This window comes from Bradyrhizobium lablabi (assembly GCF_018131005.1).
In the GTDB taxonomy this organism is placed as follows: Bacteria; Pseudomonadota; Alphaproteobacteria; order Rhizobiales; family Xanthobacteraceae; genus Bradyrhizobium; species Bradyrhizobium lablabi_D.
Map to the genome: position 1 here is coordinate 170422 of NZ_JAFCJK010000012.1, position 15106 is coordinate 185527.

The 15106-nt window shown below is 61.1% G+C and carries 11 protein-coding genes and 2 pseudogenes; 5 read left to right on the forward strand and 8 right to left on the reverse strand.

Annotated features, from left to right (window positions below):
- The first annotated feature begins 7 nt into the window (after positions 1 to 7).
- Positions 8 to 538: a bifunctional 3-hydroxydecanoyl-ACP dehydratase/trans-2-decenoyl-ACP isomerase gene (fabA, locus tag JQ553_RS29615; RefSeq protein WP_212503589.1), complete on the forward strand. Its 531-nt coding sequence runs from the start codon at positions 8 to 10 to the stop codon at positions 536 to 538.
- Positions 539 to 720: 182 nt separating this feature from the next.
- Here the strand turns inward: fabA and JQ553_RS29620 are convergent, their stop codons facing one another.
- From JQ553_RS29620 to JQ553_RS29635, 4 genes and pseudogenes are all read right to left on the reverse strand, one after another.
- The gene (locus JQ553_RS29620; protein WP_249144660.1) at positions 721 to 1143 is read right to left on the reverse strand and encodes a hypothetical protein; all 423 of its coding nucleotides are present in this window, start codon (positions 1141 to 1143) and stop codon (positions 721 to 723) included.
- A 469-nt stretch (positions 1144 to 1612) separates the two neighbouring features.
- Positions 1613 to 2109: pseudogene (locus JQ553_RS35360) on the reverse strand (aminotransferase class I/II-fold pyridoxal phosphate-dependent enzyme).
- A gap of 56 nt (positions 2110 to 2165) precedes the next feature.
- Entirely contained in the window at positions 2166 to 2399 is a 234-nt protein-coding gene (locus JQ553_RS29630) for a DUF6894 family protein (protein ID WP_212503590.1), read from the reverse strand.
- 184 nt (positions 2400 to 2583) lie between these two features.
- The gene (locus JQ553_RS29635; protein ID WP_212503591.1) at positions 2584 to 2883 is read right to left on the reverse strand and encodes a hypothetical protein; all 300 of its coding nucleotides are present in this window, start codon (positions 2881 to 2883) and stop codon (positions 2584 to 2586) included.
- 667 nt (positions 2884 to 3550) lie between these two features.
- Here JQ553_RS29635 and JQ553_RS29640 point away from each other — a divergent pair.
- From JQ553_RS29640 to JQ553_RS35365, 4 genes and pseudogenes are all read left to right on the forward strand, one after another.
- The gene (locus tag JQ553_RS29640; RefSeq protein ID WP_212503592.1) at positions 3551 to 4006 is read left to right on the forward strand and encodes a (2Fe-2S)-binding protein; all 456 of its coding nucleotides are present in this window, start codon (positions 3551 to 3553) and stop codon (positions 4004 to 4006) included.
- A gap of 5 nt (positions 4007 to 4011) precedes the next feature.
- Positions 4012 to 6219: a xanthine dehydrogenase family protein molybdopterin-binding subunit gene (locus tag JQ553_RS29645; RefSeq protein WP_212503593.1), complete on the forward strand. Its 2208-nt coding sequence runs from the start codon at positions 4012 to 4014 to the stop codon at positions 6217 to 6219.
- A 358-nt stretch (positions 6220 to 6577) separates the two neighbouring features.
- Positions 6578 to 7594 carry a helix-turn-helix transcriptional regulator gene (locus tag JQ553_RS29650; RefSeq protein WP_212503594.1) on the forward strand — a complete coding sequence of 339 codons (1017 nt, stop codon included), beginning with the start codon at positions 6578 to 6580 and terminating at the stop codon, positions 7592 to 7594.
- Positions 7595 to 7661: 67 nt separating this feature from the next.
- Positions 7662 to 7766 (forward strand): annotated as a pseudogene (locus tag JQ553_RS35365) (hypothetical protein); the annotation flags it as partial.
- A gap of 96 nt (positions 7767 to 7862) precedes the next feature.
- Here JQ553_RS35365 and JQ553_RS29660 read toward each other — a convergent pair.
- From JQ553_RS29660 to JQ553_RS29675, 4 genes are all read right to left on the reverse strand, one after another.
- Positions 7863 to 9458: a GMC family oxidoreductase gene (locus tag JQ553_RS29660; protein WP_249144661.1), complete on the reverse strand. Its 1596-nt coding sequence runs from the start codon at positions 9456 to 9458 to the stop codon at positions 7863 to 7865.
- A gap of 168 nt (positions 9459 to 9626) precedes the next feature.
- A complete protein-coding gene (locus JQ553_RS29665; RefSeq protein ID WP_212503597.1) occupies positions 9627 to 10028 on the reverse strand; it encodes a hypothetical protein in 402 nt (133 codons plus the stop codon).
- 333 nt (positions 10029 to 10361) lie between these two features.
- Complete coding sequence (locus JQ553_RS29670) at positions 10362 to 13541, reverse strand: efflux RND transporter permease subunit (RefSeq protein ID WP_212503598.1); 3180 nt, start codon at positions 13539 to 13541, stop codon at positions 10362 to 10364.
- Positions 13538 to 14701, reverse strand: coding sequence for an efflux RND transporter periplasmic adaptor subunit (locus JQ553_RS29675; RefSeq protein WP_409363098.1), 1164 nt, complete (start codon positions 14699 to 14701; stop codon positions 13538 to 13540). The genes JQ553_RS29670 and JQ553_RS29675 overlap by 4 nt, the downstream gene beginning before the upstream one ends.
- Positions 14702 to 15106: the final 405 nt, after the last annotated feature.

A 15106-nucleotide genomic window follows, 5' to 3' on the forward strand; every position in this document is an offset into this window, starting at 1 on the left:
TGTTGTCTTGCCAAACCCACGCGATTTTCACACGCCGCAGTCGTCCTACACAAAGGAAGACCTGCTCAAATCAAGCGAAGGAGGCTATTTCGGCCCAGGCAACGCACAGTTGCCGGCACCGCCCATGCTGATGATGGACCGCATCACAGAGATCAGCATGGACGGCGGCGAATACGGAAAGGGCCATATCGTCGGCGAGTTGGACATTGCGCCGAGCCTTTGGTTCTTTCAGTGCCATTTCTCAGGCGACCCGGTGATGCCGGGATGTCTGGGCTTGGACGCCATGTGGCAGATGGTCGGCTATTGGCTTGGCTGGTCGGGCTCGCCGGGCAAAGGCCGCGCAGTCGGCGTTGGCGAGGTGAAGTTCAGAGGGCACATCACGCCAGACGTCAGACGCGTGCGCTATCAGGTTGACATGCGCCAGGTGAGGCGCGGCAAACTGGTTCTAGGAATTGCAGACGGCCGCGTGCTCGCCGATGACTCATGCGTCTACGTCGCCAGAGATATGAGGGTCGGCCTGATCGTGCCTTCGACCTGAACTGTCGTCCGAGTCCCAGAAGTTCAGGCGGTTGAACGAACCATCTCGTCGCCGTTGGCCGTCGAACAACGTCCGACAATCTTAGAGCGCCGACCGCGTCATCGGCCGCCGCCGCTTCGACACCGGGCATTGAAAGGCGCACGAGCGCACCGCCTTCCCGACGTGTCGTGTACCGATCAACGTCAGGCGACCGCCGTCATCCTGCCATCCGCCTCGCCGCTCGTGAACAGCAGCCGCCTCCGAATGGCTTCCTCGACAAGCGCCAGTGTCTGCCTTGCTTCGCGAGCCTCGTCTTCGGCGGCCTGAGCACGACGCTCGATCGCCGTCAGCGCTTCCTGCTGAGCTTCGAAGCGCTTCTGGGCCTCTTCCAGAGCCCTGGTAGCGTCCTTCAGCTTGCGTTCGGTGTTGGCGATAAGCTCGCGTTGTGCCCGCTCGGCGGCCTCCACGCGCAGCTCTGTGTCGCGAGCTTTCGCTTCGATGCTGCGGAACACCTCCGCCGCCTGATAGACGAGATCGAGAGCCTGAACACCTGTGTTGGGTGAAGGCAACCGTGGAAGTCCAAAGACATTCTCGGCATTCGATGCCCTGAAACCGCGATGCGCCATGCAAATCAGCCCCGCCGCGAATAAACAATGGAGCACAGGATGGGGCGTTATGGTAAATGCGCAGTTAAGAGGCGACTGGTTTGAGCATCTCGCTTCCTGACAAGTGCCACTCATTCTGCCTGCTGGCGACGAAGCAAACGGGGTTCCTGGAGCACGCCTTCGCTCGCCCGGCGATCGCGAGACGTTTTTTTGGGCACAAAGTCGGCTTACAGGAAGCCATGGCAGATCCGCCTCGGTGCTCCACCGTGGTGCTCTCCCGGCAAAAAAAGGCGGCTCGAAAAAAGCCCGCGTGACGAAGCACTTCTTCACCGCCCCGAACCGATGGCGGAGCGGGAGGGCTTCGCACCCTCGTTCCACATCCGTTGGCGCATCCGAGGTCCGCTACCGTTGCGGGGCGGGAACTTTGCCGAACATCACCGTTGAGCAACGAACTCAATCTCGGCACCAATCACTGACAAGCGTGATGCGATCACTCGGCCGCCGCGACCACATGGCATTGCTGCGGCAATCCAAGACGCTCCGATACCTCAACAGCGCTTTAGCGAGCGCATCGATCAATGCGTCATCATGATGGAACGTTGGCTTGATGCGCAGCCCTTCGGTGCCGCGAGGGACGGTCAGGTAGTCGATCGGCTGGACATAGATGCCGTGCTCGGCGAGCAGGAGATCGCTCGCTTCCTTGCACTTCTCCGGATCGCCCACCATGACAGGCACAAATGTGCGTCTCGCTGGGCACGGCGTGCCCGCTGCCATCCGGCGCTGTCGCCCCGTCAAGCGTGAAAGGGCGGCCGGTCCTCGGGGAAAGGACCGGCCGCAGTGAGCCGCGGCGACGGGAGGGGCGCCGGGGCCAAGCACTTGCGAAACTGTCGGCGTTCGCCGAGGCAACAGGAAAGAGCGTCGCGCGGATGAAGAAATGCAAATCTCGGCAAATCCTGGCGAATGCGTATGCCGGTGCGCCGCCCCCATTTGTTATGAGAGCGACCTAAGAGACGGCAACCTCGCTGTCGTCTATCGATACATCGTCAATGGGGCTTACCGAGCACGAACGTGAAGGGCACAACGAAGAGCTCGTCGCCCTGATCGTCATTGACATGCAGGACCCAGTCACGCCAATCGTCGAGGCTACGCTCGCTGGTGAAGGATTGCACGACGCGGGCCGCGTGATCGCGCGCCTCAACAAGATCATCCACCAGAGCGCCGCGATGATCGACGAAAACTTTCTTCGTGTTGGAGCAGTGGAAGTAGACCTGGGTCATATTCAGCCTCCTTCAAATGGGCGGGTAGTGGCGAGCCTTCAGCGCTACTGCTGTCCTCGACGTCGCGGCACGAAAGCCGGAAGCGGTGATGCTCTGAAGATTTGAAACCACATCCAGGTGGTCATGAGAGGAAGCAGGATCACAGCGGACCTCGTGAGTTGGCATTCGACGTGGATTTTGAGGCTCAACCGCCGCACTTCGTAGCCAACAGATCGTTGACGGCGTTGATGACGGAATCGAGAGCAGCGAGAACCCCCGCGCCATCGACGCGCTGGGCAGCCATCTGCCGCAACGTCACCGACTCATAGAAAGAGGCGGCGTAGGCGCGACAGGTCTTCTCCTTAGAGACGGCACTGGCTGATTCGCCTTGTACTGCCGCCCGGCGCGTGCAGAATTCCTTCTTTGAGGTGCATTCAGCCGCAACCGCGGAAATCGTGGATACATTGATCACGGCAGAAGCGATGAGAACAGCGATTCTCCTCACGAGCGAACTCCATGCAGCGAGTGGTTGCGAGGAGAGTTACAGTTCGGCTGATCGACCTTCCATTGTGCGAAGGACGTTTCTTGTAGCGCTGTAGTTGCGCCGCATAAGCCTTGGCTTAGATGAACGAGGAGCTTTCAAATCGAAGGCGACAACCACGCCTGGACACCGGAAGACGGATTGAGATCATCACTGATGCAGTCAGCCTGCAGCTTGCGCATACTGACCAACTGCATTCACACGCCCGACAACGGAACTCAAGATGGATCGGGAATGCAGCCCGGCCACGCCGTGGCTTCGCAGATCAATCCGAAGACGCTCGTCTCGAGTTCGATGCGGACGCTTTGCAGGAATGCTCGGTTCTCGTCGTGCTGCCGTCCCGGATCATAAGAAGACGGTCGCAGCGGTATTCCTCCCTGCTATGGAAACTATACATGCCGGCTATTGGCAAAGTCCGTCCCGCGCTGCGATCAATGGGTAGCATTGTCGCAGATCTCATCGAGTAGAGCCCGGCGCAACTTCAGCCCGAATCCGATGACGTCAGCACACCGACGAGGACGCGCTATCTCCCCGAGTATGCCGCTTTGGGCAACTTGATCCCACCGAAGAATTTCAAGGGGTGGGTACTCGTCGGCTCGCCGCTCTCTCCCAAGGCGCTCAAGAGGCATCCATGGCTTTCACGTTAAAGATCAACGGCACACCCCATGAGGTCGATGTCGACGGCGACGCCCCGCTGCTGTGGGTGCTGCGCGATGTGCTTGGCATGACCGGCACCAAGTTCGGTTGCGGCCAGGCGCTGTGCGGCGCCTGCACCGTGCATGTCGACGGCCAAGCGGTCCGCTCCTGCCAGACAACGGTCGACAGCGTTGGCGACAGCGCGGTCACCACGATCGAGGCGATCGGCCAGGTCCCGCAGGGCGCGGCCTTGCAGAAGGCGTGGCTGGAGCTGGAGGTGGTGCAGTGCGGCTACTGCCAGTCCGGGCAGATCATGTCGGCAGCGGCTCTGCTAAAGGACACGCCGAAGCCGAGCGATAACGACATCGATGCGGCCATGTCGGGCAATGTCTGCCGATGCGGCACCTATCACCGCATCCGCGCTGCGATCAAGCACGCTGCGGGAGTTTGAGATTCATGGGTGAGCTTATTCTGAAAGATCAGGTCGCGGGCCAAACAGCGATGTCGCGGCGTGCCTTTCTACAGGGCACAGGTCTGCTGCTTGGCTTTGCGTTGACCGGTGCGACCATGGAGTCCGTCTTTGCGGCGCCTGCATCGCAGGTGGTCGAAAGCGAGATCACGGGCACTTTCGCGCCGAACGGATTCATACGGATCGATCCAAGCGGCGCCGTGACCCTGGTCATTCCGATGATCGAGATGGGACAGGGGGTTTACACGTCGCTCTCGATGCTTCTTGCTGAAGAACTGGAAGTGAAGCTTGACCAGATTCAGGTTCAGCATGCGCCGCCCAATCATGCACTTTACGCCAACGCGATCATAGGCATTCAGAATACAGGTGGTTCCGCATCTGTCCGCGCCTTCTGGATACCGCTGCGGCAGGCGGGGGCGGTAGGTCGCAATCTCCTGATTGCGGCAGCCGCAAAGCGCTGGAATGTCGATCCAGCGACTTGCCGCGCCAAGGATGGCGTCGTGTTCGATGCGTCAGGCTCGAAGCATCTGAGCTACGGCGAACTTGCGAAGGCCGCTGCGAAATTACCTGTGCCGCCTGCGGCAAACGTCAAACTAAAGGATCCGAAGGATTTCACCCTGATCGGCACGCGTGCGAAGCGCGTGGACTCGGCAATAAAGGTCGATGGGCGCGCGCTCTACGGCATCGATACGCGACTGCCGAGCATGAAGGTTGCAGCGGTTGCTATTTCGCCCGTGCTCGGTGGCAAAGCGAAAACGGTGGACGAGAAGGCCGCGCTGGCAGTGAAGGGCGTCCGGCAGGTGGTGAATATCGATGAAGCTGTCGCCGTGGTGGCCGATCACATGGGTGCGGCGAAGAAGGGACTCGAAGCCGCCGCCATTACGTGGGACGACGGGCCGAATGGCAAGGTCAGCAACGCCGATATCGTCAAGCAATTGGAGGAGGAATCCAAAAAGCCGGGCGCGGTTGCCCGCAATGTCGGTGACGTGGCGAAGGCACTTGCGGAGGCAGCGCAACGGGTTGACGCCATCTATCAGGTGCCTTTCCTGGCCCATGCGGCCATGGAGCCGATGAACTGTACCGTTCATCTGCGGAAGGATCATTGCGACATTTGGGTCGGGACACAGGCGCCTACGATCACGCAGTCTCAGGTGGCCGAACTCACCGGCCTGCCAATGGATGCGATCAAGATTCACAATCATCTGATTGGCGGCGGCTTCGGCCGAAGACTGGAAGCCGATGGGACGATCCTCGCCGTCAAGATCGCCAAGCACGTTGACGGCCCGGTGAAAGTGATCTGGAGCCGCGAGGAAGACATCCGGCACGATATGTATCGGCCGTACTATCTGGATCGGTTGTCGGCCGGACTTGATGCGGCCGGCAAGCCGGTTGCCTGGACACATCGGATCGCCGGCTCCTCAGTCATGGCTCGCTATTATCCCCCTTACGTCAAGGACGGATTGGACCCCGATGCCGTAGAAGCGGCGGCCGAGCCGCCCTATGCACTGCCCAATATCCATGTCGACTTTGTCCGGGTCGAGCCCCCTGGTGTCCGGACGTCCTGGTGGCGCGGTGTCGGACCAACTCACAATGTTTTTGTGGTCGAAAGCTTCATGGATGAGCTCGCGCATGCCGCTAAGCAGGATCCCTTCGCTTATCGGAAGGGATTGCTTGGCCATAATCCGCGAGCGCTTGCTGTTCTGTCGCTTGCTGCGGAAAAGGCAGGGTGGGGATCACCCGTTCCCGCGCGGCATGGCCGCGGGATTTCGGTACAATTCGCATATGGAAGCTACACGTCGCAGGTCGCCGAGGTCGAAGTGGCGGTCGATGGCTCCGTCAAAGTCAAGCGGATCGTCTGTGCGATCGATTGCGGCATGTACGTCAATCCCGATACGATCGAAGCACAGGTTCAGGGTGGAACGCTTTTCGGGCTGACCGCCGCGCTCCATGGCTCGATCACCTTCAAGGATGGACGCGTCGAGCAAAGCAATTTCGACACCTATCTGCCGATGCGTATCGACGAGGTTCCGGTGGTGGAGACGCACTTGATCAAGAACGCAGAGGCTCCGGGCGGCGTTGGTGAAGCTCCGACAGCCATTGTCAGTGCTGCAGTGACCAATGCGATCTTCGCCGCGACCGGAAAGCGCGTGCGCAGCCTGCCGATCGATGCAAATTCGCTGAAGTCGTCGTCTTAGTTCTTGCCCGTCATCACGCGCGCATCGCAGCGCGCACGGGATGACGGTCCGGGACTAGAGCCTCCGAGCATAACGACATGGGCGCGTTCGCGTTCTCCGCTCGGAAGAAGTCACACCTCAGAAGGGCCGTCTCGGGTTGCAAACCCGATCCGCTTCGAAGCTGTCATGTGGGCTTCCTGGGCAGGGGCCGGCAACCCAATTACGGCCTGGTCCGTTCCAGGTCCTAATTTTGTCTAATGGCAAGAGACGAAATTGAGTGGTACGAAGGAACCTGGCGACGCCCTCGCTGATCCTCGGAGAAACATGCTTCGGAGCACAATCGGCTCCGGTAGCCAGGCAGTAAGGGGCCACCACAGTCATGCACACTTCGAAAACGATTCCAACGCAGGCTCTCGTCGGGCAGAACGTTTCGCCGCCCGCGACCTCCACTGTCAAACTGTCTACAACAGACCTCAACAACTTGATGCAGGCGCTCGACATCAATGTCATCGCGCTGACTGAGCTTGTGTTGCCGCGCGGCCATCGAGTCGAATTTGGAATGATTGACGTACCCGGGATCCACTACAACTTGAGTGGCGTGGGACGCATGTCTATCAACGGCGGACCAGAGATACCGTTGAGACCTCATTTGCTCATCATCGTGCCGCCAAACACTCCGCTTACGATCGAGGTTGCCGGTGGAAGTGGCCGACCGAAGCTCGTTACGAGAGACTGCTGGTCTCATCAGGACGGCATCCTCCGCGTCGCAGTGCCAAACGAGCAACCCGAAATCGTTCAGATATGCGGCTTTTTTAACGCCTCCTTTGGTCAGTCTGTGAAGCTGTTCGGAGAGCTCCGCGAACCTGTGATCGAGCAGTTCGAGCCAGCGGACAAGATCGATCTGAAGCTTCGCGAGGCCATGGACGAGCTGCTACTGCAAGAGGTGGGCGTTGGAGCCATGACGGCGTCTCTGCTCAAGCAAATCATTGTCTCGTTGGTGCGACGGTCCCTCAGGTCATCGCAGCGGTGGACTGAGCGATTTTCGATACTTGCTGACAGGCAGGTCACTCGTGCTTTTGCAGATATGGTGGCGCGGCCAGGAGCAGCCCATTCAGTTCAAAGCTTGGCACACAGTGCAGGATTGAGTCGTTCGGCGTTCATGGCGCGATTCTCGAACATCTTTGGACAATCCCCGATGGTCATCTTGCGAGACCTGAGAATGCGCCAGGCTGCGATCGATTTGACGACAACGACGATGTCGATCGACGTCGTTGCTCTTAATGCGGGGTACGGGAGCCGCTCAAGTTTTGTGCGAGCTTTTCGAAAGGCGTACAATCGGGATCCTAGCGACTATCGGCGGATAGCCAAGGATGGCAAGGCCCAAAAGGATATCTGAGAACGAGGTACGATCCTGAAGAAAGAAGTGGACCGCCCCCTGCGTACCGAGGCCATCATCCACGCGAGCTAGTCACATGCACTTCGTTGACGGTGCTTCCGAGGGCTACGGCTGCGCCGCAGCCAACTTGAAGCGAGATGTTGCAAGTGGAACGAATTTTGCGGGAGCGTAGGCAGCAGTCGAGCTTCGCGGGGTCGCCTCCCGCGCCGCCGGCGGGCGTGGGCCGGAGACCGCGGCCATCGCTGTCGCCGGCTTGCGTCAGAACTCCCTAGGGCCGCTTCAGATCCTCGACCAGCATCGCCGCGGCGTGGCGCGCAAGCGCCTGGGTCGGGGCGTTGGTATTGCCGCTGGTGATGTTCGGCATGATCGAGGCGTCGATCACCCGGAGACCGTCAACCCCGCGGACCCTGAGCCTTGCATCGACCACCGAGCGCGCATCCTGGCCCATTCGGCACGTGCCGACCGGATGCCACATCGTCGTCACGACACGCTTCACCCATTCGCCGATCTCCGCGTCCGACTGGATGTGGGGGCCGGGATCCATCTCCTCCTCGATCACCGTCGCCAACGACTCCTGGGCCATGACCTTGCGGATCGCGCGCACTGATTCCACCGCGGCCCTCAAGTCTTCCTCCTCGCCGATGAAGTTCGGGTTGATCAGGGGCATCGACGTCGGGTCGCTGTCGGCCAACCGCACCCAGCCACGGCTCTTGGGCTGAAGGACCACGAGTTCGAAGGTGATGCCCGAGCGGTCGCCCGCCGGGCCGAGTTGCTCGGTCAAGACGATAGGAGCGTGATAGCATTGGATCGTGGGTTCGGCGGTGAAATCGGACGGATTCCAGTGTGTTACCGTCTCGATGCCATTGCCCGACGCCGGGCCATCCTTGGTGACGAGATAACGCAGGCCCGCCTTCACGCTGCCGAGGCCTTGCGCGGCAGCCTGATAGCCGAGATCGCCCTTTACATAGACACGAACCGGTACCATCGGGTGGTCATGGAGATTTTCGCCCACTTCCGGAGAATCGACGATCACCGCGATGCCGTGCTGGCGCAGCTGCTCTGCTGGCCCGATGCCAGAGTGCATGAGGATCGTCGGGCTGTGGACGGTGCCAGCCGACAGCACAACCTCGTCGGCCGCGATCCTCTCCAGGCTCTTGTCCATGAACTCAACGCCGACAGCCCGCTTGTTCTCGACGAGGATACGAACGACGGCTTTGCCGGTGAGAACGGTTACGCGCCCCGAGGTCAGGTGCGGACGCAGATAAGCGTCGACCGCGCTGCACCGACGCTGATCTCCGACCGTCGACTGCACCGGCGAGACGCCGATCTGGCTTTTACCGTTATAGTCGGGATTATAAGGAATCCCATATTCCTGGAATGCCTTGAGGCAATATTGGTTCAGCTTATTGATGCCCTTGGGCAGCTGGACCGCCAGACCACCATCTATGCCGTGATATTCGTCGTGGAAGGTGTCGTTGTCTTCCTGCGCCATGAAGACGGGAAGCAGATCTTCATACGACCATTTGCCAGTGTCGCCGACCGTGTCCTGCCACGCGGCGAAGTCGCGTATCTGACCACGGACGTAGCACATCGCGTTGATTGAGGAGCCGCCGCCGAGCACCTTGCCTGAGCGATATGCTCGCTTGGTGCCGTGCTGGGGAACCGTCTCATATTTCCAGACATGCCGGTCGTGGGCCAACAGTTTGGCGAAGCCTGCCGGAATGTGGATGAATGGATCGCGATCCATGTCGCCCGCTTCGATCAGCGCGATCGACGCATCGGTGTGTTCGGCCAGATAACTCGCAACGACGCAGCCGGCCGCGCCCGCGCCAACAATGACAATGTCATACCTCTCCTGGGACATCAGTGTCTTTCTCTTTCGCACCATTTTTATCGTTCAATCAACGCCCGTAGCCGGCACCTCGCTATCGCGGCGCCTGATCCAGAGATTGATCGGACCCTGCTTTTGGAGAGTGACCTTGCAACGCCGGCGCAGGAAATCACCTCTCGCCATGAAGTCCCGGCGCCGCCTTTAACCCGCTGTGCGCGTGTCCAATCCCGAACGCGTCGCGACTGGCTCCTCAGGCGCGTTAAAAACTGACGTCGTGAGCAGCACAGCGGCAGCGAGGACCCAGTAGTACCAGGCGTCGATCCCAACGAATTTGAAGGCAAACGGTGCGATAACAAACACCACCCCGACGGCGCGATCGACCCAAAGATGCAGCCAGTAGGGGATGATCCGAAGGAGACCGGTGGGATGGTCGGTCACGGCGGCCAAGAGCAGCGCGGCGACACCGGCAACGACCGAAAGCCACATTGCGACCGGTCCGCTCTGGCCGAGTTTCAGCACGAACGGCGCCGCGATCAGGACGATCGCCACCGGATAATCGATCAGGTAGGCGTGGATAGATTTGGTGATGAAGCGGAACGACATCGCTAACTCCTTCGCGATTGGTTGCTTGAGCGGGTCCTTGTGACGCGGACGTGCCGCCATTCAACAGGACAATCACGCCGTCCTATGCTGGCAAACATTCCACACAACTGTCACAGGTCAGCCCGTTTGGATGCACAGAAAGGATATGCCGGCACGCCAACCATTAGAAATGCCGGGTCGTTATGATTTCCATTCACTCGCCCAGCGCCATCGCCGCATCCCACGGCAGAGAAAGCGCGCGGCGGTCAACTCTCGGAGACTGGCCGATCGAGGCGCTTGTCGGGGTGACGGAGATAGTGTTCCGGCTTCATCGCGCATCGGCGTCACCGCAACTCACTCCGCCGCGGCCGCCATCGTCTGGGTCGGCTTGCCCTCATTCCTGCCTTCCGCGAGGTTGCGCACCACCACATAGAAGATCGGCGTGAAGATCAGGCCGAACAGCGTGACACCGAGCATGCCGAAGAACACGGCGACGCCGACCGCCTGGCGCATTTCCGATCCGGAGCCGGTGGAGATGACGAGCGGCAGCACGCCGAGGATGAAGGCGAACGAGGTCATCAGGATCGGCCGTAGCCGCAGCCTGCACGCGTCGATCACGGCCTCCAGCCGCGGCTTGCCCTCATTTTCGATGTCCCGCGCGAACTCGACGATCAAGATCGCGTTCTTGGCCGCCAATCCTACCAGCACAATGAAGCCGATCTGGGTCAGGATATCGACGTCCTGATGCATGATGCGCACACCGACGGTCGCGGCGAGCAGGCACATCGGTACGATCAGGATAACGGAGAACGGCAAGCTCCAGCTCCCGTACTGCGCGGCCAGAACCAGATAGACGAACAGCACGCAGATCGGGAACACGAAGAGGCCGGCATTTGCGCCATTGACCTGCTGATAGGACAGGTCGGTCCAGTCATAGGAGAAGCCGCTCGGCAGCGTCTCGTCAGCGAGCTTCTTCATGGCGTTGATCGCGGTGGCCGAACTCACGCCCGGCAACGCTTCGCCCTGTAGCTCAGCGGCCGGATAGAGATTGTAACGCGCCACGCGGTCGGGGCCCGAGACGTCCTTGAAATCGACGACGCCGCCGAGCATCACCATGTCGCCATTGGCGTTGCGGGTCCGCAGCCGCGCAAGATCAGGGCGCTCCTTCCGGAACGGCAGGTCGGCCTGTGCGGTGACGTGATAGGTGCGGCCGAACAGATTGAAGTCGTTGACATAGGTCGAGCCGAAATAGGTCTGGATCGTATCGGTAATACCCTGGATCGGCACGCCGAGCTTCTGCGCCTTGACTTGATCGATGTCGACGAAGACCTGCGGCGTGTTGGCCGAGAAAGGCGAGAACACGGTAGGGGCGAGGAGCAGTGGCGACTTGCGCGCCGCTGCGACGAGTTCGTCTGTGGCGGCCGCAAGCAGCTCAGGGCCCCGGCCCTGCCGGTCCTGGATGCGCATAGTAAAGCCACCGCCGGTCCCGATGCCGGGTATGGGCGGCGGCGGAATCACGATGATGAACGCGCCTTCGATCGCAGACAGCCGCTTGCGCAGATCTGCCGTGATCACCTGGGCGTTCAGCCCCTTCTTGAGGCGCAGTTCGGGCTCTTCGAACACTGGAAACAGCGCCGCGGAATTACTCGCCTGCGTCCGGGTCGCCCCCGACAGGCCTGCAAAGACGGCAATATGCGAGATTCCGGGCGTCTCGAGCGCAATGCTCTCGATCCTGCGAACGATCTCGGTGGTGCGCGCCAGCGAGGCCGCGCCCGGCAGCTGCGCGGATATGATCACGTAGCCACGATCCTGCGCCGGAATGTAGCCTTGCGGCGTGGTGGCAAGCAGCCAGCCGGCACTGCCGATCAACACCAGGTAGAGCAGGAGCATCACAACCCGATGCCGGATCACGAAGCCGGCGACGCCCGCATAGCTGTTGGACAGCCAGTCAAAGCTGCGATTGAACAGGCCGGTGAACCATTCCCAGCCGCGCCCGATCAGATTCCAGGCGGCAGGCTTCCGCTTCTCCTCGTGCGGAACGAGAATCTGCGAAGCCAGCGCCGGCGACAAGGTCAGTGAGCAGAAGCAGGAGATCGCGGTCGCGACCGCGATCGTCACCGCAAATTGCTGGAAGAACTGCCCGGTGATGCCACCGAGAAATGCGGTCGGCACGAACACCGCGCACAAAACAAGCGCGATCGAGACCAACGCGCCGCCGACTTCCTCCATCGTCTTCAGCGCCGCATCGCGCCGGCTCATGCCTTGCTCGAGGTGCCGCTCGACGTTCTCGACCACGACAATGGCATCGTCGACCACGATACCAACCGCGAGCACGAGGCCGAACAGCGTGAGATTATTGATGCCATAACCGAGCGCGGCCATCGCGGCAAACGTGCCGACCAGCGAAACCGGGATCGCCACGATCGGAATGATCGCCGGTCGCCAGCCCTGCAGGAACACCAGCACCACGATGACAACCAGGGCCATCGCTTCATAGATGGTCTTGATCAGCTCGCTTATGGACTGCTGGATGAACTCGGTAGGGTTGTAGCCGATGTCGTAGTCGAGTCCTTTCGGGAAGCTCGCCTTCAACTTGACCATCGTGTCCTTGATGCCCTTTGCGGTCGCAAGCGCATTCGACCCGGGACGCTGGGTCACCAGCATCGCGACCGCGGTCTTCCGCAGCTCGAAGCTGTTCGTGGAATAATCGAGCGCGCCGAGTTCGATCCGCGCGACGTCGTGCAGCCGCACGATGCGGCCGTCCTGGCCCGACTTGACGACGATGTTTTCGAACTGGGCTGGATCCTTCAGCCGTCCGGTGAAGGTCAGGTTCGGCTGGAAGGCGCGGTCGGCGATCGGCGGACTTGCGAGCTGGCCGCCGGTGATCTGCAGATTCTGGGCGCGGATCGCGGCGACGACATCGCTCGCGGTCATGCCGAGATTCGAAATCTTGTCGGGATCGAGCCACAGCCGCATCGAATAATCGCGCGCGCCGAAGATCTGGATGTCGCCGATGCCGTCGAGCCGCAAAAGCTGGTCGCGGACCTGCAGCAGCGCGTAGTTGGAGATATAGAGTTGGTCGAGGCTATCGTCCGCCGACAGCATGAACACGACCATCAGGATGTCCGGCGAGTTCTTCTTGGTGACGACGCCGTTGCGCTGCACCTCTTCCGGCAATTGCGGTTGCGCGATCGCGACGCGGTTCTGCACCAGCACCTGCGCCTTGTCGAGATCGGTGCCGAGCTTGAAGGTGATGGTGATGGTGAGCTGGCCATTCGAGGTCGCCTGGCTGTACATGTACAGCATGTCCTCGACGCCGTTGATCTGCTGCTCGATCGGAGCCGCGACGGTGTCGGAGATGGTCTGCGCGGAAGCGCCCGGATACTGCGCGGTCACCACCACGGTCGGCGGAACCACCTCCGGATATTCGGCGACTGGCAGCGTTCGGTAGGCGAGCGCGCCCACGATCAGGAGCACGATCGACAGCACCATCGCCAGGATGGGCTTATTGATGGAAAGGCGTCCGAGATTCATGACTTCTTGCCGCCGATCTCGCCCTTGTGCGGGCTCACCTTGGCGCCGACGCGGGCGCGCTGGATGCCATCGATGATGATGCGATCCTCCGGCTTCAGGCCTGTGCGGATCACGCGCAAGCCTTCGTCCAGCGGCCCGAGTTCGACCGCGCGCGCTTGCACGGTGTTGTCGTCCTTGACCACGAACACGATCCTGCGCGACTGGTCGGTCGCGATCGCAGTATCCGGCAGCAGCAGCGCCTCATAGGGCGAAGAGCCGATCAGCCGCACGCGTGCGAACTGGCCCGGCAGGATGGAAAGATCGTGGTTGTCGATCACCGCGCGGCTGCGCAGCGTCCCGGTCGAGGTATCGAGCTGGTTGTCGAGGAAGTCCATGTGCCCTTCATGCGAGGGCTTGGTCTCGCCAGTCAGCGCCACCTGCACCGGATTGGGCGTATCGCGCGAGCTTGGCCGCTTGCCCTCGAACCACAGCTTGTTGTTCTTGAGGTAGGTCGCTTCGTCTACGTCGAAATAGATGTAGATCGGATCGAGCGAGACGATGGTGGTAAGCAATGTCGAGGCGCCGTTGTCGCTGCCGCTGACGAGGTTTCCGACACTGACGAGATGCCGGCTGACGCGGCCCGTGATCGGCGCGACCACGTGGGTGAACTCGACATTGAGCTGGGCCGCCTTAAGTGCTCCTTCCGCGATAGTCTCGGCGGCACGCGCGGCCTGCATTGCCTGGCGGCGCTGGTCGACGACCTGTTCGGAGACCGCGCTGGTCTGGACAAGCTTCAGGCCGCGATCGAGCTCGCGCCTGGCAAGCTCGGTCTTTGCCCGGGCGTCGGCAAGCTGTCCATTGGCCTGCTCGGCCACTGCCTCGAACGGCCGCGGGTCGATGATGTAAAGCAGATCGCCGGCATGCACGATGTCGCCGTCCTTGAACTCGATCTTGGTGACATAGCCGCCGACGCGGGCACGGACCTGGACTTCTTCAACCGCCTCGAAGCGGCCGGTGAACTCGTCCCAGTCGGTGACGGTCCGTTTGACCGGTTGGGCCACCGTCACCGGCGGCGGAGGCGCGGCCGCCTGCGATTGCCCTTTCGCCTGGCAGCCGGCGAGCGCGAGCGCGAACAGCATACCAATCGGTGCGCCGTCGCATCGTGCAAGGCGGCGAAGCAAACCGCAATCGAGCCGGGTCGCCGGAGCCCGACGCACCGTTCTGTTAGTCGTACTCACTTCCGTCTCCCAAGGACCCCGAACGCTGCAATTGAATTGGACAGATCGACACAGTTGCCGTCGGCCGGTCTCGATACAGGCTGCAGCATCACTCGCACCGCTGTTCCGACGCCGACCTCGGGCTTTCGATCGCGGAACGGCACGTTCGGCACGACGATGTTTTGGAGAATGACCTTGCAACGCCGGCGAGGGAAATCACCTCTCGCCATGGAGTCGATAAAGGGTCGTTATTGCCGGTCGTCGCGCGGCGTGATGCCGTCGCGAGGAACGCCACGAGCCGCACGGCACTCGAAGCCGACGTTCTTATTCTGCAGAGACTTCCAAGCCGCGTTCAGCCGCCAAATCGGC

Coding starts and splice junctions, on each gene's coding strand:
- JQ553_RS29620 (WP_249144660.1), bottom strand. CDS start 1,143: ATGGCGCATCGCGGTTTCAGGGCATCGAATGCCGAGAATGTCTTTGGA.
- JQ553_RS29630 (WP_212503590.1), bottom strand. CDS start 2,399: ATGACCCAGGTCTACTTCCACTGCTCCAACACGAAGAAAGTTTTCGTC.
- JQ553_RS29640 (WP_212503592.1), top strand. CDS start 3,551: ATGGCTTTCACGTTAAAGATCAACGGCACACCCCATGAGGTCGATGTC.
- JQ553_RS29645 (WP_212503593.1), top strand. CDS start 4,012: ATGGGTGAGCTTATTCTGAAAGATCAGGTCGCGGGCCAAACAGCGATG.
- JQ553_RS29650 (WP_212503594.1), top strand. CDS start 6,578: ATGCACACTTCGAAAACGATTCCAACGCAGGCTCTCGTCGGGCAGAAC.
- JQ553_RS29660 (WP_249144661.1), bottom strand. CDS start 9,458: ATGTCCCAGGAGAGGTATGACATTGTCATTGTTGGCGCGGGCGCGGCC.
- JQ553_RS29665 (WP_212503597.1), bottom strand. CDS start 10,028: ATGTCGTTCCGCTTCATCACCAAATCTATCCACGCCTACCTGATCGAT.
- JQ553_RS29670 (WP_212503598.1), bottom strand. CDS start 13,541: ATGAATCTCGGACGCCTTTCCATCAATAAGCCCATCCTGGCGATGGTG.